The sequence below is a fragment of the Streptomyces sp. NPDC097107 genome (assembly GCF_044762405.1).
Taxonomy (GTDB): Bacteria; Actinomycetota; Actinomycetes; order Streptomycetales; family Streptomycetaceae; genus Streptomyces; species Streptomyces thinghirensis.
This window is the reverse complement of sequence record NZ_JBIWEF010000008.1, coordinates 292,246-316,419: the sequence shown is the minus strand read 5'-3', so window position 1 is coordinate 316,419 and position 24,174 is coordinate 292,246. Positions and strand designations below refer to the sequence as shown.

The window sequence follows — 24,174 nt, the reverse complement described above, 5'->3', positions numbered from 1 at the left end:
TCGCCGGCTGATGCCTCGGGCGGGGCGGGCCGTGTTCGCGAGGTGAGCGCGGTGCAGGTGAACGACAACTTCCGCGCGCGGCGGTACGTCGCCAAGTACACGATCAATCCGGCGCTGACGCACGGCATCGACGGAACGGTGGGTTCGGTCGAGCCGGGGAAGTTGGCTGACGTGGTGCTGTGGGAGCCGAAGTTCTTCGGCGTGAAGCCGCACCGGGTCATCAAGGGCGGTCAGATCGCCTGGGCGCAGACCGGCGATGCCAATGCCTCGATCACGACGCCGCAGCCCTACCTGCCGCGGCCCGTCTGGGGCGCCACCGGCCATGCCCCCAGGAGCAATTCGGTGAACTTCACGGCCCCGAATGTGGCCGCGAAGCTGAACCTTCTCCACGTCACCACCGTCAAGGTCGACGGCACACCGGATGCGACGAAGAAGGTGAAGTCCGAAGGGCTCGGGCTCCGGAAGAAGTTCGTCGACATCAGCGACGGAATCCGGGGCATCAAGAAGGAGCACATGGTGCTGAACGACTGGGTTCCCGGGGACCCCAAGGAGCTCAAGGTCGACCACGACACCTTCGAGGTCAGCATCGGCGGTGCGACAACGGGTGACGCCCGTACGTCGATCAACGGGGAGACGGTGCCGCGCTCCTTCGTCAACGAAGTACCCATGGCCCAGCGGTACTTCCTCTTCTGAGTCCGCCAGCACGGATGCGTTTCCCGGCGCGGGCGCCGACGCCGCGGCCGGGACCCGGGACGGGTGCGCGCGACGCGCGCCCGCCCCGGGGCACCGCCCTCTTCTCTTCTCTTCGATCCTGTGAAAGGCAGCCGCTCGCCCATGAGCCGTGCAGCCCTGCTCCTGTTGGCCGACGGCCGTTTCCCCGCCGGTGGGCACGCCCACTCCGGCGGCATCGAGGCCGCCGTCGCCCACAAAGCCGTACACGACACCGACAGCCTGGAGGCGTTCTGCCGCGGGCGCCTGCACACCGCCGGTCTCACCGCGGCCGGACTGGCCGCCGCGGCCACCGCCGGCTGCGACCCGCTGCTCCTCGACACCGCCGCGGACGCGCGCACACCCGCGCCCGCTCTGCGTGCCGTCGCCCGCAGACTCGGCCGGCAGATGATGCGAGCGGCCCGCGCCACCTTCCCCTCGGCCGAACTCGACCAGCTCGCCGCCGCACGGCCGCAGGGCGCGCACCAGCCCATCGTCCTTGGCCTTGCCGCGCGTGCCGCCGGGCTCGCCCCGGTCGACGCCGCGCATGCCGCCGCGTACGAGAACATCGGCGGTCCGGCCACCGCGGCGGTGCGACTGCTGAGCCTCGACCCGCTCGACGCCTCAGGGCTCCTGGCACGCCTCGGTCGCCAGACCGACGACGTCGCACAAACGGCGGCCGACGCCGCGATCCGCGCCGTGACGGAGGGCCTCGACGCCCTGCCGTCGGCCTCCTCGCCACTCCTGGACATCACCGCCCAGCAGCACGCCGCCTGGACGGTACGGCTCTTCGCCTCCTGACCCGACTCCCGGCCGAACACCCCCCCTTACTGCAACGGAGTTACCGTGCACCTCGATCACGATCTGCCTCACCAGCACCTTCCCAGCGCCTCGGCGACCCGGCCCGACGGCAGCCGCCGCGCCCTGCGTGTCGGCCTGGGCGGCCCCGTCGGCTCCGGCAAGACCGCGACCGTCGCCGCGCTCTGCCGCACGCTGCGCGACCGCTGGTGCATCGCCGCGGTCACCAACGACATCTACACCCGAGAGGACGCCGAGTACCTGCGGCGCGAAGCGGTCCTGCCGCCCGAGCGCATCACCGCCGTCGAAACCGGCGCCTGCCCGCACACCGCCATCCGCGACGACATCTCCGCCAACCTCGAAGCCATCGAGCACCTCGAAGAGAGCCTCCACCCCCTCGACCTCGTACTCGTCGAGTCCGGTGGCGACAACCTGACCGCCACCTTCTCCAAGGGCCTCGTCGACGTGCAGATCTTCGTCATCGACGTCGCCAGCGGCGACGACATCCCCCGCAAGGGCGGCCCCGGCATCACGACCGCCGACCTGCTCATCGTCAACAAGACCGACCTCGCCCCCTACGTCGGCGCCGACCTGGAGACCATGGCCGCCGACGCGAAGCGGCAGCGAGGCGACCTGCCCGTCCTGTTCACCGACCTCACCTCGGACGACGGCGTGAGCGAGGTCGCCGACTGGGTCACCGGCCACCTCGCACAGTGGCGCGCCCAGGCAGCCACCGTATGAGCCCCGCCACCCCGCCCGTCGCCGCCCGCCGCCCCGCGGCCAGCGACGGCACCGAGCCCGCAGGGCATCCGCACGGCGTACGGGCCACGGCCAGGATCCGCGCCGCGCACAACGGCCGCGTCACCACCTTTCCGCAGCTGCGCAGCGACGGACCCTTCCACCTGCGGCGCGTCCAGTCCGACAGCCGCGCCGCCAAGGTGGCGATCATCGGCGCGATGAGCGGCCCGCTCGGCGGCGACCGGCTCACCCTCGACGTCACCGCCGAGGACCGGGCCGAACTGGACGTCGTTACCGCGGCCGCCACCCTCGCCCTGAGTGGCCCCACCACCGACCCCGCCACCTACGACGTGCGCCTCACCGCAGGCGAACACGCCCGCCTACGCTGGCTGCCCCACCCACTGATCAGCGCCGCAGGAAGCAACCTGCGCCAGACCTACACCGTCCACCTCGCCGCCACCGCACGGCTGCTGCTGCGGGAAGAGCAGCTTCTGGGGCGGGCCAACGAAGAACCCGGCCACCTCGTCAGCCGGATCGTGGTCCACCGCGCCGGCCACCCACTGCTCGACCAGACCACTGCCTACGGCGCCCCCGAACCCGGCTGGGACGGCCCGGCCGTCCTTGCCGGACACCGCGCCATCGGCCAACTCCTCATCGTCGACCCGCACCTGAACATCTCACGAGACCCCGTACTCCTCGGCGAGGACATCAAGGACGGATGCGCGGTCCTGGCACCGCTGGCCGGTGGCCCGGCACTGCTTGCCACGGCCGCAGCACCCACGAGCTCGGTACTGCGGGACCTGCTCGACGAGGCTCAGGAGCGCGCCCTCACCCGCTGAACGATGCCACCACCGATCAGAAGCCGACACGGCCCGCCGGGCTTGCGCAAGATTCGTTGCCGTGAGGCCGGTCGAGAGTCATCGCAATCGAAGGGAAGATCAATGCCCAGTCAGGTATCCCCGTCCATCCTGGTGAACAAGGTGAACTGGCAGAAGCTGGGAGCCTATTCGTTCCGGCGCGTGGACCAAATCCTCGACAGGGTCGCGAACATCCCGAATCGCGGCACAACGGCCACTCTGGCCCAGGCAAAGGTCCCTGGCCTTGACCAGCTCGCGGTGACGCTGCCCGACAACTCGACTCCCACGGTGCGGCACATCATCGACGGGACGGATACCGACGGCTGGATGGTGCTGCACCACGACAAGGTGGTCATCGAAGAGTACCCCGGCAAGAACCCGTACCCCGACGAATACCCCGGTCAGATGCCGGACGGTACGCGACACCTGCTGATGTCGGTGACCAAGTCTCTGACCGCGACTGTCGCCGGAATCCTGGAAGACCAAGGGGTGATCGACACCACTCGTCCGGTCACCGGGTACTCGACGTGGCTGCAGGGTTCCGGCTATGACGGCGCCACCGTGCGGCAGGTCCTCGACATGCGGAGCGCCATCAAGTTTTCCGAGGAGTACCTGGATCCCAAGTCCGAGGTGGCACAGATGGAGGCCGCGGCCGGATGGGCGCCACCCCTGACCTGGTCTGGCGCACCGGACAACACCAGGGACTTTCTCAGCGGACTGCAGAAGGATCCGAACCGGAACCACGGTGGGCCGTTCGAATACCGCAGCTGCGAAAGCGCCGTGATCGGCTGTGTCTGCGAGGACGCAACCGGCAAGCGCTTCGAGGAACTGGCATCGGATCTGCTCTGGTCGAAGCTCGGGGTCGAGTCCGATGCCTACATCACCGTCGACAAGAACGGAACCGGGGCGTTCGACGGCGGCATCTGCGCCACTCTTCGTGACCTGGCCCGCTTCGGGGCGATGATCTGCAAGGGCGGTGAATCGCTCAGCGGGCAGCGCGTGGTGTCGCAGACGTGGGTGGACGACGTATTCGTCGGCGGGTCCGACTCCGAGGACGCCTTCAAGAAGAGCCCCAAATACCGTGACATGCGGATGCCCGATGGCAAGTACCGCAGCATGTTCTGGTCCCCCACGGCCAATCGTGACGTCGTGCTTTGTATCGGTGTTTACGGCCAGATGGTCTACATCAACCGGGCCACCCAGACGGTCGGAGTGAAACTCTCCGGCCGTAATCAGCCCGTGGCACTGAACGACCTGGGTGGCACCTGGGGAAATGGCTTCCCCGCATTCTTGATGTTCGACAAGATCAGCGCCCGTCTGGGATGACTCAGCCCCACAGAATGCCACCGGGGTGACCCACTCCTGAGTCGGTCACCCCGGCGATCCGATCCATGCGGCCGGTGACCATATCCCGGTACACGCAGCAGCCGCGGGCCGCACCTGAGCCACCAGCCGTGCCGCGACCGAACCGTTCCGGACGCGAGCGGGATCTCCCAGTTCGCCCGAGTGGCCCCGCTCGGCGACGCTGGAGCCGTGTATGTCGGGCACGACCATCCCATCGCAGCGGCAAGCGCCATACAAACTACGCCGGGCAGGTGAACGACGGGCGAGTGGCACGCCTGCCCTCCGACGGAGGAACAAGGATCACGGGAAACACCAGTCGAAAGGATTTGTCATGCGTCGCGCACTGATCATCGTCGATGTGCAGAAGGACTTCTGCGAGGGCGGCAGCATCCCGGTGAAGGGCGGCGCGGGCAGGGCCGCCGCCATCGCCGAGCTCGTCGCGTCCGCCGGCGGGCGGTACGCCTTCACCGTCGCCACCCGTGACCACCACATCGACCCGGGCGCCCACTTCTCCGAGAACCCCGACTTCCAGGACTCGTTCCCCGTGCACTGCGTCGCCGGCAGCGAGGGAAGCGAGTTCCATGCGGACTTCGCACCCGCCGTCGACGCCGGGCACGTCGACGAAGTCGTCTTCAAGGGGGCCCACTCCGCCTCGAAGAGTGGTTTCGAGGGCTTCACCGAGGACGGCACGACTCTGTCCGACTGGCTGAAGGCCCGCGACGTCACCGGCATCGACGTGGTCGGCATCGCGACCGATCACTGTGTCAAGGCCACCGCGCTGGACGGAGTACACGCGGGCTTCACGGTGCGGGTCCTGCTCGACTACACCGCCGGCGTCGCCGCCGACACCACCCGCACCGCACTCGATGAGCTGCGCGGCGCCGGCGTCGCTCTGAGCGGCGAGCCCGTCGTAGCCACCTGAACGGGACGAGCCGCGCACGGCGATCCGGACCCGCCCCGCAGCACCCCTGCGCTGCCAGGACCGACCGTGAGCTGGGCCTGACCGTGGGACTTCGCGGCCAGCACATTGCCATCACCGTGCCGGCCGCGAACACCCAGTCGGCTTACCGGCACCGGGTTTCCCCGGAGCAAGGCCGCTGGGCCGTCCTGGTGACGAACAAGCTGTACAACACCCTCGACTGCCAGCCCCTGACGGACGTCCATGACAGCTTCCGGGGACTCGCCTTCGCGTGACCGGACGCTTCATCCGAGTCAGGCGCTGACGCCCGTCTCGGCTGGGGGAGTCACTCCAGCCAGGGGCCCGAAGCGGGCAGCGCGGCGATCCTGCGTTGCCCCTGTGAGGTGGTCTTCTTCTTGAGCTCGAGGTTCTCGTAGTAGAGGTTCGCGGTGACCGTGGCGAGCGCGTCGAGCTTGCCCTGCAGCTCGGACGCCCTGGCGGTGGTCTCCCGCAGACGCTTGCGCGGGTCGGTGATGGTTTCGTCGCGCTGGACCTCTCCCGGCGTACGGAGCACAGGCCGGGCGACCTTGGCGTCCCACTCGGCCCCCTTCGTCTTCGATCTCGCGGACCGGCCCGAGCTCAACGGCCCGGACGCCCTGCTCGGCCCCGACCAGGCTCCCGCGGACCTCGCCACCCGCGTCCACGAGACCTGGATCCGGTTCGCCCGGACCGGCGACCCCGGCTGGGACCGGTACGACACCGACCGCCGGGCCACCATGCGCATCGACGCCGAGTGGAGCCAGGCCGACGATCCCCGCAGCCAGGAACGCCGGGCCTGGAGCTGATCCTCCTCCACCATCGGCTTCCCCAGGGGTGCCGCGGACGGGAGGTCGGAGCTGTGCGGCGACCGACCGCCGCCGGCGTCGTCGAAGTCCTCCGGAAGCCGGCCCACGACGGCAAGTGCGTGATCGTCGTGACGCACTCCAGGGAGGTCGTCCCCGCCTGCGACGAGACGACTGATCCCGCAAGCGCGGGAAGCCGACCCGGCGGGCCGAACGCGGAGATGGCGGGTGAGACGAGGGGGCCGGTGAGCACCGCAATCCCGCATTGTCGTGGTTCGCCGCGCTTTCCGCTGGTGTGGGCGAAGCGGGTCCGGGTGTTATTGAATGAGGTGTGCGGTCAGGAAGCTCGGGGTCCCGTCGCACGGCTTCTGGTACGGCCCCGGCGCTGCCGGGGTCGGTGAGCGAGCTGAGAGAGCCGCATGGACTCCACACCCTCGTCCTCGTCCTCGTCGCCGTTCGACCTGGTCAGCGGTGCCTTGGGGAAGTACATTCCGCGCGGCGGAGCGGCAGCGGCCGCCGGTCCGGCCGACTCGCAGGGCGACGGCCCCGCCCGCCCACCCGTACCCGCCGACCCGGCGGCCCGCCGTCAGGAGCAGATCCTCGGCGTGGTCAACCTGGACCGGGATCTCCGGATCACCCGCAGCAATCTGGACGCCCCCGTCTTCGCGGGGCTGGACGCCGTGCCCGGGAGCCCGGTCGTCGATCTGCTGCCACCCGGGGACGTACCGACGGTCACGCGGCGGTTGCGGCAGGTGCTCGAGACCGGTGACGCGCACGTCGCCCGGGTCCAGCGCCTGCGGCGCGGCGACGGGTCGGAGCTGGTGGTCTCGATGAGCATCCTGTCCGCCGCGCAGCCCCATGAGGGGCTGACCGTTTCCCTGATCGCCATGGCCAGGAGGCTGCACCTGTACGCCGCCGAGACCGCGATCGGCACCTCGCTGGACATCGGGGAGACCGCGCAGTCGCTGGCGGAGTCCCTGCTGGCCTGGGGAGACGTGGCCGCCATCGACCTCGACTTCGCCGTGTGGACGGGCGAGGGGGTCACCGACCAGGCGCCGGGACGCATCCGGCTGCGGCGGGCCGCCCTGGTGCCGGACCGCGCGTGGCCCGAGGGATACCTGACGCCGGGCGACGATCTTCCCCGCGACGCGAGTCGCCTGCTGTCGCAAGCGATACGGCGTGACGATGCCGCCCAGGCCATCGTCATACCCGACCGGGAGGCGATCGAGCGGGTACTCGGCAGTCCGCGGCTGGTGCGCGCCCTGGTGCCCAGTGAGCGGTCTGCGGGTGTGGCGTGCATACCGCTGGTCCTGGAGGGCACGCCGCCCGTCGTACTGGGTGTGGCGGAGGTCTGGCGGCGGGCGGACCGTCCCTTTTACGACAGCGAGCTGTTCGACCTGCAGGAACTGGTGGCCAGGACCTCCCATCACGTCGACCTGGCCCGTCAGCACCAGCGTGAGCACACGCAGGTGCTGGCGTTGCAGCGCCGCCTGCTGCCGCGGGCCGGCGGCGACACCATCGAGACCGCCAGCGTCTACCAGCCCGCCACCCCCGACAGCGCGGGCGTCGGCGGTGACTGGGTGAACAGCTTTCCGCTGCCGGACGGCCGTACCGCGCTGGTGGTCGGTGACGTCGTCGGGCACGGTCTGGGAGCCGCGGCGACCATGGGCCAGCTGAGCATGGAGGCCCGCGCTCTGCTGTCCGCGGGGCTGGCGCCCGACGAGGTGCTGGAGCACCTGGACGAGACCGTGTCGCTGTTGGACGACGCGGAGTCCGGGCTGGCGGCCGGCTACAGCGCGCTCGGGTCGACCTGCTGCATCGCCGTCTACGATCCGGTCAGCCACCACGTGGCGCTGGCCAGTGCCGGCCACCTCCCCCCGGTACTGGTACCCCCGGACGGGCACTCCGGCCCGCTCCCGGTCCGCCCCCACCCCGGCCTGGGCGCCGAGTTCGCGCTGCGGGAACCGTTCGACGTGCACACGTTCGCCGTGCCCCCGGGCTCGCTGCTCGCCCTCTACACCGACGGCCTGGTGGAGGATCCCGCCCTGTCGATCGACGAGGGCATCGGCAGGCTGGCGGACGCCGTGGCCGCGGTGCACCCCTGGGACGGCCTGCAGGCAGCCGCTCGGCACGTGGTCTCCGGGCTGGCGCCCGTACGCCGGCGTGACGACGTGACCCTGCTGCTCGCGCGCATGATCGGCTACCGCAAGGGGGACACCGCGACCTGGCGGCTGCCCGCCCGCGACGACGCGGCCGCCCGGGCCCGCACGCTGGTCTCCGCGTTGCTGCGGCAATGGCGCAGCAGGGACGACACCCGGGACGGCGTGCTGCTCCTGGTCAGCGAGCTGGTCACCAACGCGGTCCGCTTCGCCGGCGGACCCATCACGGTGCGGCTGATCAGGGCCGGTCACGACCTGCTGTGCGAAGTGGGGGACACCGGCAACGGCAGGCCGAGGCTGGGCCCGTGCGGGCTCTTCGACGACGGTGGTCGCGGCTTGCACGTGGTGCACCGGCTCACCACCGGGTGGGGGGTGCGCTGGACGGACAACGGCAAGGTCGTCTGGGCCAAAGTCGCGAGGTGACACGACCGTGGGGCCGGCGGGCTACAGCCACTCGCCTTCCAGGGCGGTGGCCGTGAGGCCCGGGGCCGCCGCGTACAGCACGGCACGGTCGCCCGGCTTCTGCCCGGCGTCGTGCGCCCTTCGCATGATGTCGAACACGGCGGCGCCTCCGCGGTTGCCGCTGGTGTAGCTGTCCCGGCTGTAGTCCAGCAGCCCCGACGGCCACGTGTCGGGCATCGTCTGCTCCATGTACTCCAGCACCCGCGTCCCGCCGGGGTGCGCGAGCAGCACGTCGGGGTGCCAGGAGTCGGGGTCGTCCTGGTAGCGCAGGCGCAGCCACTCCCACATCGCGGTCACCGTCTCCTGTACGGCGCGCGGCCCGCGCCGGTCCATCACGAAGTGGGTGCCGTCCGACCGGGTGTCCAGGCGGTGCAGGTCCTGGGTGCCCGGCAGGGTGTGGTGCCAGGTGCTGTCCAGCCGCAGCACCGACTCGGGCCTCGGGCGGCCCGTGACCACCGTGGCGACCGCGGTGTCCGCGAACAGCAGCCGGACGATCAGGGACTCCAGGGTGTCGTCCGCGGGCTGGTAGGTCGTGCTGAGCGCCTCCGCGATCACGACCAGGACCACCCGGTCGGGGTCCGCTGCCACGAGATCGGCCGCCAACGCCAGGGAGCGGGTCCCGGCCACGCAGGCCCACTGCGTGGCCGGCAGCAGCATCACGTCGTTGCGGAGCGGAAGCCTGTTGGCCAGTGCGACGTCCAGACCCGGCAGCGCCGGGGTGGTGGAGTGACTGGTTATCAGACAGTCGACGTCCGAGGCGTCCAGCCCGGCGATCTGCAGGGCCCCGCGCGCCGCGCGCTCCCCGTAGGACTGCACGGCCTCCCAGGCCGGCGCGGTGCGCTCCTGGACGGTCTGCGGCGCGGGTATCGACTCCAGGGCGGCGACCGCGCGGTCCACGTCCCGCTCGGTGAACCCGTCGCGGGCCAGCGCCTCTCGGGCCGCCCCGACGCCGCCGGCCACCAGGCCGCTCCCGTCGCCGGGTGCGACGGCGGTCTCCAGCGGCAGCATCCACCCGCGGGTCTCGATGCCCGTACTGGCCGCGATGCCGTCGACCCGGGGCGCCCACGCCGCGTGTGGATGCCGGCCGCGTACTTCCGCCACGATCTGATCGGTCTCTACGGTGTGCTCGCCGTGTATCACGGCGGGAGGGCACAGGTGAGCGGCCACGGTTCGCGCCTTTCTGCGGGGAACGGGGGAGGACGTCAGGAGTGCCTGGGGACGGGGTACTTGGCACTTCGCACCCGGGAAGATCCGGGAACGTCCGGGAGAACGCCGTTGCGCTCTGCTTCGGGCGTCGGCATCCGTTCCGAGCATGGACGCTAAAGGGACATTTCCGCTGTGATGTAGGCAACTTGGGCGGCCTTTTGGTGCGTGACACGGCACACACTCGCGGAGAGGTGGTCCCGGCGCGCTTTGAGTGACCCGCCCTGACGCGTCGTCAACCGGGGGTCCGGGCGGGTTCAGCGCCCCGTCGTGCCGTCGATCAGCTCGCGGAGGATGTCCGCGTGACCGGCGTGGCGGCCGGCCTCCTCGATCATGTGGGTGAGGGCCCGGCGGACACTGGGCGCGGGACGGCCCGGCCGCGGCCGGGGGGACCGGCTCGCCGAGGTCCGTGCACTCGTCGGGAGCGGCGTTCGCACGCTCGGCGGTCTCCCGGTAGCGGGCGACGGCGTCGGCGGCGCGGTCCTCCGGCGCGGCATGGAAGGTCGCCTGCCAGTCGGTGACCTGCTCGCCCAGGAAGATCGCGTGCTCGACGAGGGGGGCGCGCGCACGTGCGCGCCGGCTCCCCGCCGGTCGCGTAGCGCACGTGCGGGGTCCGGCCCCAGGGGCGGACGGCTGAACGACCGTTCAGGAAGCGGATCCGGATGCGAGTCGCTCAAACGGCACGGGGGTCCGCACATCCGTGCGGCACTCTTGTGTAATTCCTCTGGAAGCCTCAATCTTTCGGCTGACGCACCAAAGTCGCCCTGGATTGGCATGACCATGACCCATGGTCCTCACCGAGGGCGGCCTGCTCGGCGTGCACGAACCCCACCACGCACCACCGACTGAGGAGGACCCCTCACATGGCAGTGCTGCGTCACCACCCCCACCGCACCACCCGGCGAAGACTGGCCGCCGTCAGTGCCGCGGCCACCGCGGCCCTCGCCGCGAGCCTCGTCTCCGCGCTCCCCGCCACCGCGGCGGAGGGCCACATCCAGTACGAGAACGCGGCGAACGCGGTCGCCGGCAGCTACATCGTGACCCTGGAGGCGGACGAGGTGAAGTCCGGCTCCGCCGAGGGCCGCGCTCTGGCGAAGAAGTACGGCGCCGACATCGAGCGCACGTACACCAAGGCCCTCAACGGCTACGCGGTCGAGGCGTCCGAGACCGAGGCGAAACGTCTCGCCGCCGACCCGGCCGTCGCCTCCGTCGTCCAGAACCGGACCTTCCACGCCACCGGCACCCAGCCCAACCCGCCGTCCTGGGGCCTGGACCGCATCGACCAGCAGAACCGCCCGCTGGACAGCTCGTACACCTATCCGGACAGCGCCGGACAGGGTGTGACGGCGTACGTCATCGACACCGGCGTCCGCATCACCCACAACGACTTCGGCGGCCGCGCCTCCTACGGCTACGACGCCATCGACAACGACAACACCGCCCAGGACGGCCACGGCCACGGCACCCACGTCGCCGGCACCGTCGGCGGCGGAGCCTACGGCGTCGCCAAGCAGTCGAAGATCGTCGGCGTCAGGGTGCTGAACAACTCCGGCTCCGGCACCACCGCACAGGTCGTCGCCGGCATCGACTGGGTCGCCCGCAACGCGGTCAAGCCCGCCGTCGCCAACATGTCCCTCGGCGGCGGTGCGGACAGCGCCCTGGACACGGCCGTGCGCAACGCCATCGCCTCCGGCGTCACCTTCGCCGTCGCGGCCGGCAACGAGTCCACCAACGCCTCCACCAAGTCCCCGGCCCGGGTGACGGAGGCGATCACGGTCGGCGCCACCACATCGAGCGACGCCCGCGCGAGCTACTCCAACTACGGCTCGGTCTTGGACCTGTTCGCGCCCGGCTCGTCCATCACCTCGGCCTGGAACAGCGGCGACTCGGCCACCAACACCATCTCCGGTACGTCCATGGCGAGCCCGCACGTCGCCGGGGCGGCCGCGCTCTACCTGGCCGACAACCCCACGGCCACCCCCTCCCAGGTCGCCTCCGCGCTGACGTCCACCGCCACCAGCGGCGTCGTCTCGAACCCGGGCAGCGGCTCGCCCAACCGCCTGCTGTACGTCGGCGACGGCGACACCACGCCCCCGCCGACCGGCGACCGCTTCGAGAACACCGGTGACTACACCATCCGGGACAACGCCACCGTCGAGTCCCCGGTGACCGTCACCGGCGTCTCGGGCAACGCGCCCTCGGCGCTCTCCGTCGACGTGAACATCGTCCACAGCTACATCGGTGACCTCCAGGTCCAGCTGGTCGCCCCGGACGGCACGGCGTACACGCTGAAGTCGTACGGCACCGGCGGCAGCGCGAACGACATCAACACCACGTACACCGTGAACGCCTCCTCGGAGACCGCGAACGGCACGTGGAAGCTGCGGGTCAGCGACAACGCGTCCTGGGACACCGGGCGGATCGACGCCTGGGCCCTGCAGTTCTGACGGTCCCCACAGCCTGACGGCACCTCAGTGAAGAACCTCGCCCTCGCGGTGCGGCTCCGGGTCGACGACCCGGCCCGCCGCGAGGGCGAGACGCGTGTGCCGCAAACCCCACGTCGTCCGTGAGCACCCACCTCGGTCAGGACCGTGCCGCCGCGCGCTTACCATGCGCTGAGTGATCGGCCGGCCGTCCGTCGGGACCGGCCGCCCCCAGTCCCGCGGCGCCTTCGCGTCACCGCCCGAAACAGGAGCACGGTACACGTGTCCATACCGCCGCCGCCCGGCCCTCAAGGGCCCTACGACCAGGGGCAGTACCCGCCGGGACCCTATCCGCCGCAGCAGCCGTACCCCGGCGGCTGGGGTCACCCCTACGGGGCGTACCCCCGGCAGCCTCCCGTCAACGGTGTGGCCATCGCCGCGTTCGTGCTCGGCGTCCTGTGCTTCGTGCCGGCGGTCGGGCTCGTGCTGGGGCTGATCGCGCTGGCCCGGATCAGGCGGCGGGGCGAGCGGGGCAAGGGGTTCGCCGTGGCCGGTTCCGTGCTGTCCTCCGTGGGGCTGGCACTGTGGGTGGTGTCGCTCTCCACGGGCGCGGCCGGGGACTTCTGGGAGGGCTTCCGGGACGCCGCGCGCGGCGAGGGCACCGCCTACTCGCTCGAGAAGGGCCAGTGCTTCACCACCCCCAGCGGTTCCCTGCAGGGGGTGACGTACGACGTCGACGAGGTGCCCTGCGGCAAGGAGCACGACGGCGAGGTGTTCGCCGCCTTCGAGCTGCCGGGCGGCACCTTCCCGGGCGACGGGGAGATCACCCGGGCCGCCGACGAGCGGTGCTACGCCCTCCAGGACACGTACGCCATGGACCGGTGGGCCCTGCCGGCCGACGTCGACGTGTACTACCTGACCCCGACCTCGCAGAGCTGGCGCACCGGCGACCGCGAGGTCACCTGCCTGTTCGGGAACACGGACGAGCGGGGCACGCTGACCGGCTCGCTGCGCAGGGACGGCACCGGGCTCGACCAGGGCCAGCACACCTACCTGGTGGCGGAGGGCTTCCTCAACCGGGCCATGGACGAGATGCCGGTGGCGGAGACCGTCGAGGAGGACCTCGCCGGGTACCGGGTGTGGGCGGGGCGGATGTCGCAGGCGCTCGTCCGGGAGACCGGGATGCTGCGCGGACACGGCTGGCCCGACGACGCCGAGCGGCCGGTCGCCGACCTGGTCGAGGACCTGGAGACGGCGCGGGAGGAGTGGGAACTGGCGGCCGAGGCGGCCGAGGCGGCCGACGTCGACACGTACTACCTGCACCTCGACAAGGGCTTCGCGCTCATCGAGGCCGACTCGACGGTCACCGCCCGCAAGGTTCTGGGGCTGGATACCACGCCCCCCGTGTACGAGGAGAGCGGTGGCGGCGGGGGAGAGAGCCCCGGCAAGGAGGTGTGACGGCGGCTATAGCGGGGAGAAAGTGCCTGCGTAAAGCCCTCCGACGCTACAAGTCATCACATCGAGTGATTCTCTGGCCTTTGCTTGCCTGGCACAACCTACGGTTGCCACGCTGTTGCTGTCTGTACAACCTGATGGGAGCGGCCAGTGACATTCGGTGAGCAGCCGGCGTATCTGCGTGTCGCGGGTGATCTCCGCAAGAAGATCGCCGACGGCCTGCTGCCGCCCCACACCCGCCTCCCGTCCCAGGCGCGGATCCGCGAGGAGTACGGCGTCTCGGACACCGTCGCCCTCGAGGCGCGCAAGGTGCTGATGGCCGAGGGGCTGGTCGAGGGCCGCTCCGGCTCCGGGACGTATGTGCGCGAGCGGCCCGTGCCCCGGCGCATCGCCCGTTCCGGGTACCGGCCGGCGGGCGGTGCCACGCCCTTCCGGCAGGAGCAGGCGGACGCCGGGGCACGCGGTACCTGGGAGTCGCGCAGCGAGCAGGCCGAGGCGAGCGGCGCCGTCGCCGAACGCCTCGGCATCAAGCCCGGGGACCGGGTGATGTGCACCCGGTACGTCTTCCGGGAGGGCGGCGAGGCCATGATGCTCTCCACCTCCTGGGAGCCGCTGGACCTCATCGGCCGGACGCCGGTGATGCTGCCCGAGGAGGGCCCGCTCGGCGGCATGGGTGTCGTGGAGCGGATGGCCGCCATCGACGTGGTCGTCGACAACGTCACCGAGGAGGTCGGCGCCCGCCCCGGCCTCGCCGAGGAACTGCTCGCCCTCGGGGGGGTTCCGGGGCACGTGGTCCTGGTCGTCCAGCGCACGTTCTACGCCTCGGGCCGGGCGGTGGAGACGGCCGACGTGGTCGTTCCGGCCGACCGCTACCGGGTGGCGTACCACCTGCCCGTCAAGTAGCGGCGGCGCCGGGGGAGTTCACGCGCCTGCCGGTGGTGTGAGATGGCGCACGCCTCTCGTGCGCCTCCCGCGCCCCTTTTCTTCGCCCGCACTGGTGTCCGTACCTCACGGCGCCGTCCGCGCGGTGCCGGAATCCGGTCGTTCTCGCAGGTCGTCCGCGAGGTTCCCGGTATGCCTCCGACCGGAGGCGTCGGCGCGCGCGGGCGGCGCGTTTCGTAACGCGCGCCCCCTGCGTTCTGGCTGGTTGCGTACCTCTTTGTGTAAAGCCGTATTCGCTGCGTGAAGGTTGGGCGTAGGCTCGGGCATATGCGGATTGCGGTTTCCTTGGCGGGCGGGGCGCGGCGCGGGCCGTGGACGGGAAGTGGAGGGGTGCGATGAACGACGGCACGGTCACTCTTACCTGGCTGGTCTTCCGGCAGGACGACAACGGCAACCGCTACCGCGTGGGCAGGTACGCGACCCGGGCCGAGGCCCAGAAGATCGCGGACACCCTCGACGGTCGCGGCCACCAGCAGCTCTACTGGGTCGAGAAGCTCGGCCCGAACGGAACGGGCACGGCGGGCTGACCGCGCCGCCAGGACAGGCCGTAGGCTCCGGCGCATGACGGAACGGATCGTGGTGGGCGCCGCCCTCGTCGACGGCGGACGACTGCTCGCCGCACGCCGCAGCGCACCGGCGGAGCTGGCCGGACGGTGGGAGCTGCCCGGCGGCAAGGTCGAGGCGGGCGAGACGCCCGAGGCGGCGCTCGTGCGCGAACTGCGCGAGGAACTGGGTGTGACGGCCGAGCCCGGTGAGCGGGTCCCGGGACAGTGGCCCCTGCGAGCGCCCTTCGTCCTGCACGTGTGGACCGCACGGCTGCTCCCCGGATCCGCCTCCCCCGAACCCCTTGAGGACCACGACGCGCTGCGCTGGCTCGCCCCCGCCGAGATCTGGGACGTGCCCTGGCTCGACCAGGACGTGCCGGCCGTCGAGCGGGCACTCGCCCACCTCGGTATGGCGGCGGCGGACGCGCGGGGCGTGTGAGCGCACCGGCCTGAGCGCCCCGCGCGCCGTCGGTGCCACAGTGCGCCCTCCCGGGCGGTACCGGGGTCCGGATATCGGGTATGTGCCCATTAACCCCACGAATCCGGGCATGGGTGGGGGCCGCCGGCCAGGGAAGTGATCGGCGTGATCGACAGCGAAGGCGGCTGTGCCGAATGGGTCTTTCCCGCGGCACCGGACGCCGTGCGGACCGCCCGCTCCCTCGTCCGCCGCACCCTGCACGGCTGGGACCTCGACAGCGTCGGCGACATCGCCGCCCTGCTGGTCAGCGAGCTGGTCACCAACGCCCTGCGGCACGCCACCGGCCCCATCGGCCTCCGCCTGGTACGCCACCCCGCCGGACCGGACGGCGTGCTGCTGGTGGAGGTCTCCGACCCGCTTCCGGACCCGCCCCGCGAGCGCGTCGCCCGCCCGGGGGACGAGGACGGCCGGGGCCTGCAGTTGGTCGCCTCCTCCGCACACCGCTGGGGAACCCGGCCCGGAGAGGTGGGCAAGACGGTGTGGTTCGAACTCACGGTGCCGGATTGACCGGGTGCCGCACCGTTTGACGTCGCCCAGAACCGGGCCGAAACGCCCCCGTGCCGGGCCCGGCCCCACGGGCCAACTGGTTCAGGCCAGTGGCAGTTGTGGCACTACGTGATTCGATGCCGTGTCCGCTGGTTAGAAGACTGGAAGTGTTGTCACGGTCCGGACCGAAAAGCATCGGGACCGTGCTGTGATCGTGAACACCGTGTTGTGCGGTGCCGTAGTGCTGGATACTGCGGGCAGCCGCCCCCGGTGACCGGTGCCGGACGCGGTGAGCTGGAGGGGACGGTTCGCGTGAGCGAGATACCAGCGAGGGCCACGGGGTCCGAGGGCCCGTCGGACGGCGCGCCGTTCGGTGACGCGGTGTGGCAGAGCAGCCCGCCCGGCTCCATCTACGACTACATCAAGGTCGCGTCCTTCTCCATCGGCGCCGACGGACTCGTCGACCAGTGGAGCCTGCGCGCGGAGCAACTGCTCGGCATTCCGGCCGAGCACGCCGTGGGCTCCGACCCCATCGAGGCCTTCATCGATCCCGACCTGCGGGAACGCGGCCAGCGCAAGATGGCCGAGATCCTCGACGGGCGGGAGTGGACCGGTGTGGTCCCCTTCCGGGCGCCGGACGCCGCGGCCGGCGGCGCACAGCGTGGAGGCGGGCAGCGCGGGCTCGCCGAGGTGTACGTCATGCCGACGCGCACGGAGGACGGGGAGAAGGCCGCCGTCTGCATCGTCGTCGACGTCCGCGTTCTGCGCAGCATCGAGACCGACCTCGCCGCCTCGCAGGCCATATTCGGCCAGTCCCCGTTCGGCTTCCTGCTGATCGACCCCGACCTACGGGTACGCCGCGCCAACCAGCGGTTCGCCTCGGTCTTCGGCGGCACGCCCGACGACCACCGCGGCAAGGGCGTCCACGACTACCTGCCGCGCGCCGAGGCCGACCGGGTCTCCGCGACCCTGCGCCGGGTGCTGGAGACCGGCGACTCCATCACCGACATGCACGTCACGGGCTTCGCGCCGGGCTCCGACGAGCGCCGCCACTGGTCCGTCAACCTGTACCGCGTGCACAGCGGTTCCGGCCGCCCCATCGGCATCTCCTGGCTCGGAACCGACATCACCGCCCGCCGCGAGGCCGCCCGCGAGGCCGCCGCCGCCCGCCGCAACCTCGCCCTGCTCAACGAGGCGGGCGCCCGCATCGGCAACTCCCTCGACCTGGAGACCACCGCCCGCGAACTCCTCGACGTCGTCGTCCCCGGCTTCTGCGACCTGGCCACCGTCGACCTCTACCAGGGGCTGCTGGCCGGCGACGAGACCCCGCCCGGCCTCGCCGACGGCAGCGCGGAACTGCGCCGCGTCGCCTTCTCCAGCGCGGTCTCCGAGGCGCCGGTCCTCGGCACCGGTGAGCAGGTCGAGCTGGGCGCCGTCCACCACTACCCGTTCAACTCGCCCTGCGCCGACGCCCTGCGCACCGCCCGCCCGCGCAGCGTCCCCGCCGAGGACGGCAGCCTCGTGCAGTCCACGCTCGCCGTGCCGATGGTCGCCCACGACACGGTCGTGGGACTCGCGCGGTTCGCCCGGACGAAGGGCAGCGAGCCCTTCGGCGACCGCGACCGCGCCCTCGCCGTGGAACTGGCCGCACGGGCCGCCGTCTGCATCGACAACGCCCGCCTCTACCGGCGCGAACACGAACGCGCGCTGATACTGCAACGCTCCCTGCTCCCGCCCGGCGACCCCGAGGCGTCCGGCCTCGACATCGCCTGCCGCTACCTGCCCGGCAACGCGGCCACCGGCCGGCCCAGCGAGGTCGGCGGCGACTGGTTCGACGTGATCGAACTTCCCGGTCACCGCACCGCGTTGGTGGTCGGCGACGTCATGGGGCGCGGTCTGCGCGCCGCCGTCGCGATGGGCGAACTCCGCACGGCGGTACGGACGCTGGCGCAGCTCGACATCGAACCGGCCGAGGTGCTCTCCCAGCTGGACGAGATCGCGCGTGGCCTCGGCGCCCCGGGCGGCGTCCAGCAGGCGACCCGGGCCGCCCGCCGGCCCCGCGAGGCCGACCTCTCCGAGGTCTACCTGGCGACCTGCGTCTACGCCGTCTACGACTCGGTGACCAGGCGCTGCACCTTCGCCAACGCGGGCCACCTGCCGCCCGTCCTGGTCGAGCCCGGCGAGTCCGCGCTGATGCTGGACGTGCCGCCGGGCCTGCCGCTCGGCGTCGGGGGCGAGCCCTTCGAGGAGGTGGAGGTCGAACTGCCCGAAGGCTCCCTGCTCGCGCTCTACACGGATGGACTGGTCGAAAGCCGCGATCACCCTCTCGACGAAGGGCTCCAGGCCTTCGTGGGGGCACTCACGGACCCGGCGCGCCCCCTGGAGGACGTCTGCGACCAGGTCCTCAACACCCTCGACAGCCACCACGCCGAGGACGACATCGCCCTGCTGATGGCCCGCGTCCAGGGTTTGCCCAGCGAGTCCGTCGGCGACTGGACCCTGCCGCGCGAGCCGCGCAGCGTGGGCCGGGCCCGTGAGCTGGCCCGTGCCCAGCTGCTCGACTGGGACATGGAGCCGCTGGTCGACACGACGGAGCTGCTCGTCAGCGAGCTGGTCACCAACGCCCTCCGGTACGGCGAGGGCGAGATCAGACTCCGCCTGCTCCTCGACCGCACCCTGGTCTGCGAGGTCTGGGACTCCGGCCTGGTCCAGCCCCGCCGGCGCCGCGCCCGCGACACCGACGAGGGCGGCCGCGGCCTGCAACTGGTCGGCCTGCTCAGCGCGGCCTGGGGCTCACGCCGTACGCCACGCGGCAAGACGGTGTGGTTCGAGCTGCCCCTCCCGGGCGCCGACACCCAGCTCACGGACCCGGCGGAGGCTCTGCTGAGCCTGTTCTGACCCGGCCCGGTGTCGTACGGTTCCGGGCGCGCCGGGTGCGGCGCACGCGGCCGTATCCGGCCAGCAGCAGCGCCGCCCCGGCTGTGACCAGGGGCGGCACCAGGTCGGCGCGGATCATCGCGCCCCGCTCCCGACCGCAACCGGAACACCGGTTCGAGTCGTCCACGCTGGCAACACGTGCGGAGCGTATGCGCGTGTACCGGCCACCGCGACCGGGGACGGGCCAGGGAGGGGAACACCGTGGAGCACACGGAACCGAAAGCCGCCGGCGGCGAGGACACCCCGCAGGGACCACCCGAACCCGGCGACGAGAGCCGCACGGCTGCCGCGGTGGGGAACACGGACAGAAGAAGACGGCTCCGCCGCCTGCGCCGCATCACCCTCGCCGTCCTGCTGGTCCTGCTCGTGCCCCTCCTCACCGCCGGGGCGGCCCTCCGCGTCAACTACATGGGCGACCCCGCCGACGGCACCTACACCAGGAACCGCGACGCGATGTGGCTCGGCCACGCCTGGGTCGACGGCCGCAAGGACGACGCCGACCTCGCCGCCTTCGCCCGCCGCATCGAGAACACCGGCATCCGCGACCTGTACGTCCACACCGGCCCGCTGGAACACGACGGCACCCTGCCCAAGGCCCGCTACCCCAAGGCCCGCCGGCTGATCGACGCCGTGCGCCGCGAGCTGCCCGGCGTCCGTGTCCAGGCCTTCCTCGGCGACGTCCTGGTCACCGAGGGCACCGGGGGCATGCGGCTGGCGGAGGCCGGCACCCGCGCCGCCGTCGTCGACTCCGCCCGCCAGGTCCTGGACGCGGGCTACGACGGCGTCCACCTCGACCTGGAGCCCCTGCGCTCCGGCGACCGGAACTACCTCTCCCTCCTGGACGACCTGCGCGCCGTCACCCGTGCCCAGGACGCGCAGCTCTCGGTGGCCGCCCACCAGATCGACCCGCTCCCGGCCCTCCACTCCGTCTTCGGCGTCTTCACCGAGAACCCCAAATGGTGGTCGCAGGAGTTCTTCGGCCAGGTCGCCCGCCGCGTCGACCAGATCGCCGTGATGACCTACGACACCGCACAGCCGCTGGAGGGCACCTACGGCGGCTACGTGGCCCAGCAGACCTCCCTCGCCCTGGAAGTCACCCCGCCCACCACTCATCTGCTGATGGGCCTGCCCTTCTACTACGAGAGCAACTTCGACCACTGGGGCCACGCCGAGACCGTCGAGGCCGCCGTCCGGGGCGTCCGCCTCGGTCTGTCCCGGACGGACGCCGACCGGAAGCTCTTCGGCGTCGCCCCGTACATCGACTTCGCGGCGACGGAGACGAACTGGGACGAGTACCGGGAGGGCTGGGTCCGCCAAGGCCCGCCCGACACCCCCTAGGACCGACGCCGGATCTTCGACCCCAGCCACACCAGCGGGTCGTACTTGCGGTCCACCGCCCGTTCCTTCAGCGGGATCAGCGCGTTGTCGGTGATCTTGATGCCCTCGGGGCAGACCTCCGTGCAGCACTTGGTGATGTTGCAGTAGCCGAGGCCGTGCTCGTCCTGGGCCGCGCGCCCACGGTCCAGGCCGGTGTCGCCGGCCGAGTCCAGCGGGTGCATGTCCAGTTCGGCGACGCGCATGAGGAAACGCGGGCCCGCGAAAGCCGGCTTGTTCTCCTCGTGGTCACGGACGACGTGGCAGGTGTCCTGGCACAGGAAGCACTCGATGCACTTGCGGAACTCCTGCGAGCGGTCCACGTCCTCCTGCATCATCCGGTACTCGCCCGGCCCGAGGTCGGCGGGCGGGACGAAGGACGGGACCTCGCGGGCCTTGGTGTAGTTGAAGCCGACGTCCGTCACCAGGTCGCGGACGACCGGGAAGGCACGCAGCGGCGTGACGGTGATCGTCTCCTCGGGGGTGAAGACGGACATGCGGGTCATGCACAGCAGCCGCGGCCGCCCGTTGATCTCCGCCGAGCACGAACCGCACTTGCCCGCCTTGCAGTTCCAGCGCACGGCGAGGTCGGGGGCCTGGGTGGCCTGGAGGCGGTGGATGATGTCGAGGACCACCTCGCCCTCGTTCACCTCGACCCTGAAGTCCTCCAGGCCGCCGCCCTCGACGTCGCCCCGCCACACCTTGAAGCGGGCCTCGTAGCCGCTCATTGGGAAAGCTCCTCCTCGGCGAGGTACTTGGCCAGCTCGTCCTTCTCGAAGAGGGCGAGCAGGTCGGGTCGGACGGGCTCGGTGGTCCGCCGCTCCAGAGTGATCTGGCCGCGCTCGGGATCCGTCGCCGCCGGACCGCCGCTCGGGTCGGCCAGGGAGCACAGCAGGTTGGCCGGGCGCCACCGGCGGTCCATCGACGGATGGTCCTCGCGGGTGTGCCCGCCGCGCGACTCGGTGCGTTCCAGCGCGGCCCGCGCCACGCACTCGCTGACCAGCAGCATGTTGCGCAGGTCCAGGGCGAGGTGCCAGCCCGGGTTGAACTGGCGGTGCCCCTCGACTCCGGCCCGGCGGGCCCGTACCCGCAGCTCCGCGAGTTTCTCCAGGGCCTGCTTCATCTCCGGCTCGCGGCGGATGATGCCGACCAGGTCGTTCATCGTCTGCTGGAGCTCCTGGTGGAGGGTGTACGGGTTCTCCGGCGGGCCGTCGGACGGCTCGGGCGCCTCGGCCTCGGCGGAGAACGGCCGCAGCGCCTCCGCGGCGGCGGCGTCGACCTGGGCGTCGTCCACCCGGGGCCGCGCTCCGGACGCCCGCCCCGCCGCGTACTCGGCGGCGTGCCAGCCCGCCCGGCGCCCGAACACCAGCAGGTCGGAGAGCGAGTTGCCGCCGAGCCGGTTGGAGCCGTGCATGCCGCCGGCCACCTCACCGGCCGCGAACAGCCCCGGCACCCCGCGCGCGGCGGCGGTGTCGGAGTCGACGGCGATGCCGCCCATCACGTAGTGGCAGGTGGGCCCGACCTCCATCGGCTCCGCCGTGATGTCGACGTCGGCCAGCTCCTTGAACTGGTGGTACATCGAGGGCAGCCGCCGCTTGATCACCTCGGCGGGCATCCGCGTCGAGACGTCGAGGAAGACACCGCCGTGCGGGGAGCCCCGGCCCTCCTTCACCTCGGAGTTGATCGCGCGCGCGACCTCGTCCCGGGGGAGCAGCTCCGGAGGCCGCCGGTTGTGGTCCGGGTCGTCGTACCAGCGGTCGCCCTCCTCCTCCGTCACCGCGTACTTGTCCTTGAAGACGTCGGGGACGTAGTCGAACATGAACCGCCTGCCCTCGGAGTTCCTGAGCACCCCGCCGTCGCCGCGCACCGACTCGGTGACGAGGATGCCCTTCACCGACGGCGGCCAGACCATCCCCGTCGGGTGGAACTGCACGAACTCCATGTTCAGCAGCGGCGCCCCGGCCAGCAGCGCCAGCGCGTGGCCGTCGCCCGTGTACTCCCACGAGTTCGACGTCACTTTGAAGGACTTGCCGATGCCGCCCGTGGCGATCACCACCGAGGGCGCCTCCAGCACGAAGAAGCGGCCGGTCTCCCGCTCGTAACCGAAGACGCCCGAGGCACGGCCGCCCTCCTTGAGCACGCGGGTGACCGTGCACTCCTGGAAGACCTTCAGGCGGGACTCGTAGTCGCCGGTCTCCTTGAAGTCCTCCTGCTGGAGCGAGACGATCTTCTGCTGGAGGGTGCGGATCAGCTCCAGGCCGGTGCGGTCGCCGACGTGGGCGAGGCGCGGGTACTCGTGGCCGCCGAAGTTGCGCTGCGAGATCCGGCCGTCGTTCGTACGGTCGAACAGCGCGCCCCAGGTCTCCAGCTCCCACACCCGCTGCGGCGCCTCCTGGGCGTGCAGTTCGGCCATCCGCCACTGGTTGAGGAACTTGCCGCCGCGCATGGTGTCGCGGAAGTGGACCTGCCAGTTGTCGCCGGAGTTCGCGTTGCCCATGGCGGCGGCGATGCCGCCCTCGGCCATCACGGTGTGCGCCTTGCCGAACAGCGACTTGCAGATCACGGCCGTACGGGCGCCCCGCTCGCGGGCCTCGATGGCGGCGCGCAGCCCGGCACCGCCCGCGCCCACCACGACGACGTCCCATTCCTGCCGGTCGACCACGGACATCAGAACAACCTCGGATCGTCGAAGGCACCGGACGCGACGAGATACACGTAGAAGTCGGCGAGCGCGACGCTCACCAGTGACGCCCAGGCCAGCTGCATGTGGCGGGCGTTGAGCTTCCCGACCCACCGCCACATCCGGTAGCGCACGGGATGCCGGGAGAAGTGCTTGAGCTTGCCGCCGACGATGTGCCGGCAGGAGTGGCAGGACAGGGTGTACGCCCAGATCAGCACGATGTTGGCCAGGAACACCAGGGTGCCCAGGCCCACGTGGCCCCAGTCGTAGTGCTCGTCGCGGAAGGCGAGCACGGTGTCGTAGGTGAGGATGAGCGCGACCAGGAGCGCCGCGTAGAAGAAGTACCGGTGGATGTTCTGCAGGATGAGCGGGAAGCGGGTCTCGCCGGTGTACTTCTTGTGCGGCTCGGCCACCGCGCAGGCCGGCGGGGACGCCCAGAAGCCCCGGTAGTAGGCCTTGCGGTAGTAGTAGCAGGTGAGGCGGAAGCCGAGCGGGAAGATCAGGATGATGATCGCGGGGGAGATGCCCCACCAGCTGCCGAAGATCTCCCAGTTGGGCCCGGAGCGCATCGGCTCGCAGTTCTCCGCCAGACAGGGGGAGTAGAACGGCGAGACGTACGGGGCCGCGTAGTAGTCCGCGTTGGCGAAGGCCCGCCAGGTCGAGTAGACGACGAAGGCGAGCAGGCCCGCGGCGGTGGCGGCGGGCGCCAGCCACCAGCGGTCGGTGCGCAGGTGCGGGGCGCGGATGGCGGCGCGCGTCGGGGTGTGGACGCCGCCGCCTCGGGGACGGGGTTCGGTGGGTGGAGGTTCCGTGCCAGTGGCCACTGGGCGACTCCGGTCGGTCGG

General features: G+C 71.5%; 19 protein-coding genes and 4 pseudogenes. 17 read left to right on the top strand and 6 right to left on the bottom strand.

What is annotated here, in order from left to right:
* Positions 1–21 precede the first annotated feature (21 nt).
* The 7 genes and pseudogenes from ACIQ1J_RS21265 to ACIQ1J_RS21235 all read left to right on the top strand — a co-directional run.
* Positions 22–258: pseudogene (locus ACIQ1J_RS21265) on the top strand (amidohydrolase family protein); the annotation flags it as partial.
* Between the two features lie 576 nt (positions 259–834).
* A complete protein-coding gene (locus ACIQ1J_RS21260; RefSeq protein WP_403558688.1) occupies positions 835–1,509 on the top strand; it encodes an urease accessory protein UreF in 675 nt (224 codons plus the stop codon).
* 45 nt (positions 1,510–1,554) lie between these two features.
* Complete coding sequence (gene ureG, locus ACIQ1J_RS21255; RefSeq protein ID WP_403558686.1) at positions 1,555–2,247, top strand: urease accessory protein UreG; 693 nt, start codon at positions 1,555–1,557, stop codon at positions 2,245–2,247.
* A complete protein-coding gene (locus ACIQ1J_RS21250; protein WP_403558684.1) occupies positions 2,244–3,083 on the top strand; it encodes an urease accessory protein UreD in 840 nt (279 codons plus the stop codon). The genes ureG and ACIQ1J_RS21250 overlap by 4 nt, the downstream gene beginning before the upstream one ends.
* A gap of 102 nt (positions 3,084–3,185) precedes the next feature.
* Positions 3,186–4,427 carry a serine hydrolase domain-containing protein gene (locus ACIQ1J_RS21245; protein ID WP_403558682.1) on the top strand — a complete coding sequence of 414 codons (1,242 nt, stop codon included), beginning with the start codon at positions 3,186–3,188 and terminating at the stop codon, positions 4,425–4,427.
* A gap of 349 nt (positions 4,428–4,776) precedes the next feature.
* Positions 4,777–5,367, top strand: a complete 591-nt coding sequence (locus ACIQ1J_RS21240; RefSeq protein ID WP_403558680.1) for an isochorismatase family protein — start codon at positions 4,777–4,779, stop codon at positions 5,365–5,367.
* Between the two features lie 155 nt (positions 5,368–5,522).
* Positions 5,523–5,639, top strand: a pseudogene (locus tag ACIQ1J_RS21235) (serine hydrolase); the annotation flags it as partial.
* A gap of 50 nt (positions 5,640–5,689) precedes the next feature.
* Here the strand turns inward: ACIQ1J_RS21235 and ACIQ1J_RS21230 are convergent.
* Entirely contained in the window at positions 5,690–5,917 is a 228-nt protein-coding gene (locus ACIQ1J_RS21230) for a hypothetical protein (protein ID WP_403558678.1), read from the bottom strand.
* Between the two features lie 31 nt (positions 5,918–5,948).
* Between ACIQ1J_RS21230 and ACIQ1J_RS21225 the strand changes: the two are divergent.
* Together ACIQ1J_RS21225 and ACIQ1J_RS21220 are read left to right on the top strand one after the other, a co-directional pair.
* A pseudogene (locus tag ACIQ1J_RS21225) lies at positions 5,949–6,188 on the top strand (carboxylesterase/lipase family protein); the annotation flags it as partial.
* A 416-nt stretch (positions 6,189–6,604) separates the two neighbouring features.
* Entirely contained in the window at positions 6,605–8,767 is a 2,163-nt protein-coding gene (locus tag ACIQ1J_RS21220; protein WP_403558676.1) for a SpoIIE family protein phosphatase, read from the top strand.
* 21 nt (positions 8,768–8,788) lie between these two features.
* Here the strand turns inward: ACIQ1J_RS21220 and ACIQ1J_RS21215 are convergent, their stop codons facing one another.
* Positions 8,789–9,973 (bottom strand): type III polyketide synthase, encoded by a 1,185-nt coding sequence (locus ACIQ1J_RS21215; RefSeq protein WP_403558674.1) that lies wholly within the window; start codon positions 9,971–9,973, stop codon positions 8,789–8,791.
* Between the two features lie 293 nt (positions 9,974–10,266).
* Positions 10,267–10,561 (bottom strand): annotated as a pseudogene (locus tag ACIQ1J_RS21210) (DUF664 domain-containing protein); the annotation flags it as partial.
* Between the two features lie 311 nt (positions 10,562–10,872).
* Here ACIQ1J_RS21210 and ACIQ1J_RS21205 point away from each other — a divergent pair.
* The 8 genes from ACIQ1J_RS21205 to ACIQ1J_RS21170 all read left to right on the top strand — a co-directional run bounded on the left by ACIQ1J_RS21205 (position 10,873) and on the right by ACIQ1J_RS21170 (position 20,613).
* Positions 10,873–12,456 carry a S8 family peptidase gene (locus ACIQ1J_RS21205; protein WP_403558672.1) on the top strand — a complete coding sequence of 528 codons (1,584 nt, stop codon included), beginning with the start codon at positions 10,873–10,875 and terminating at the stop codon, positions 12,454–12,456.
* A gap of 258 nt (positions 12,457–12,714) precedes the next feature.
* The gene (locus tag ACIQ1J_RS21200; protein WP_403558670.1) at positions 12,715–13,890 is read left to right on the top strand and encodes a DUF4190 domain-containing protein; all 1,176 of its coding nucleotides are present in this window, start codon (positions 12,715–12,717) and stop codon (positions 13,888–13,890) included.
* 147 nt (positions 13,891–14,037) lie between these two features.
* The gene (locus tag ACIQ1J_RS21195; RefSeq protein ID WP_386316384.1) at positions 14,038–14,790 is read left to right on the top strand and encodes a GntR family transcriptional regulator; all 753 of its coding nucleotides are present in this window, start codon (positions 14,038–14,040) and stop codon (positions 14,788–14,790) included.
* Between the two features lie 374 nt (positions 14,791–15,164).
* Positions 15,165–15,356: an SPOR domain-containing protein gene (locus ACIQ1J_RS21190; RefSeq protein WP_210963720.1), complete on the top strand. Its 192-nt coding sequence runs from the start codon at positions 15,165–15,167 to the stop codon at positions 15,354–15,356.
* A 34-nt stretch (positions 15,357–15,390) separates the two neighbouring features.
* A complete protein-coding gene (locus ACIQ1J_RS21185; protein WP_403558667.1) occupies positions 15,391–15,813 on the top strand; it encodes a (deoxy)nucleoside triphosphate pyrophosphohydrolase in 423 nt (140 codons plus the stop codon).
* A gap of 135 nt (positions 15,814–15,948) precedes the next feature.
* Positions 15,949–16,359, top strand: a complete 411-nt coding sequence (locus ACIQ1J_RS21180) for an ATP-binding protein (RefSeq protein ID WP_403558665.1) — start codon at positions 15,949–15,951, stop codon at positions 16,357–16,359.
* Between the two features lie 291 nt (positions 16,360–16,650).
* Positions 16,651–19,236: a SpoIIE family protein phosphatase gene (locus ACIQ1J_RS21175; protein ID WP_403558663.1), complete on the top strand. Its 2,586-nt coding sequence runs from the start codon at positions 16,651–16,653 to the stop codon at positions 19,234–19,236.
* A 240-nt stretch (positions 19,237–19,476) separates the two neighbouring features.
* Positions 19,477–20,613 carry a glycoside hydrolase family 18 protein gene (locus tag ACIQ1J_RS21170; RefSeq protein WP_403558661.1) on the top strand — a complete coding sequence of 379 codons (1,137 nt, stop codon included), beginning with the start codon at positions 19,477–19,479 and terminating at the stop codon, positions 20,611–20,613.
* Here ACIQ1J_RS21170 and ACIQ1J_RS21165 read toward each other — a convergent pair.
* The 3 genes from ACIQ1J_RS21165 to ACIQ1J_RS21155 are packed head-to-tail and all read right to left on the bottom strand — an operon-like array spanning position 20,610 to position 24,153.
* Entirely contained in the window at positions 20,610–21,377 is a 768-nt protein-coding gene (locus tag ACIQ1J_RS21165) for a succinate dehydrogenase/fumarate reductase iron-sulfur subunit (protein ID WP_403558659.1), read from the bottom strand. The genes ACIQ1J_RS21170 and ACIQ1J_RS21165 overlap by 4 nt on opposite strands.
* The gene (locus ACIQ1J_RS21160) at positions 21,374–23,317 is read right to left on the bottom strand and encodes a fumarate reductase/succinate dehydrogenase flavoprotein subunit (RefSeq protein WP_403558657.1); all 1,944 of its coding nucleotides are present in this window, start codon (positions 23,315–23,317) and stop codon (positions 21,374–21,376) included. The genes ACIQ1J_RS21165 and ACIQ1J_RS21160 overlap by 4 nt, the downstream gene beginning before the upstream one ends.
* Positions 23,317–24,153 carry a hypothetical protein gene (locus ACIQ1J_RS21155; protein ID WP_403558655.1) on the bottom strand — a complete coding sequence of 279 codons (837 nt, stop codon included), beginning with the start codon at positions 24,151–24,153 and terminating at the stop codon, positions 23,317–23,319. Before ACIQ1J_RS21155 ends, ACIQ1J_RS21160 begins: the two co-directional genes overlap by 1 nt.
* Positions 24,154–24,174: the final 21 nt, after the last annotated feature.

Coding starts and splice junctions, on each gene's coding strand:
- ACIQ1J_RS21160 (WP_403558657.1), bottom strand. CDS start 23,317: ATGTCCGTGGTCGACCGGCAGGAATGGGACGTCGTCGTGGTGGGCGCG.
- ACIQ1J_RS21205 (WP_403558672.1), top strand. CDS start 10,873: ATGGCAGTGCTGCGTCACCACCCCCACCGCACCACCCGGCGAAGACTG.
- ACIQ1J_RS21260 (WP_403558688.1), top strand. CDS start 835: ATGAGCCGTGCAGCCCTGCTCCTGTTGGCCGACGGCCGTTTCCCCGCC.
- ACIQ1J_RS21190 (WP_210963720.1), top strand. CDS start 15,165: ATGAACGACGGCACGGTCACTCTTACCTGGCTGGTCTTCCGGCAGGAC.
- ACIQ1J_RS21245 (WP_403558682.1), top strand. CDS start 3,186: ATGCCCAGTCAGGTATCCCCGTCCATCCTGGTGAACAAGGTGAACTGG.
- ACIQ1J_RS21220 (WP_403558676.1), top strand. CDS start 6,605: ATGGACTCCACACCCTCGTCCTCGTCCTCGTCGCCGTTCGACCTGGTC.
- ACIQ1J_RS21185 (WP_403558667.1), top strand. CDS start 15,391: ATGACGGAACGGATCGTGGTGGGCGCCGCCCTCGTCGACGGCGGACGA.
- ACIQ1J_RS21165 (WP_403558659.1), bottom strand. CDS start 21,377: ATGAGCGGCTACGAGGCCCGCTTCAAGGTGTGGCGGGGCGACGTCGAG.
- ACIQ1J_RS21240 (WP_403558680.1), top strand. CDS start 4,777: ATGCGTCGCGCACTGATCATCGTCGATGTGCAGAAGGACTTCTGCGAG.
- ACIQ1J_RS21250 (WP_403558684.1), top strand. CDS start 2,244: ATGAGCCCCGCCACCCCGCCCGTCGCCGCCCGCCGCCCCGCGGCCAGC.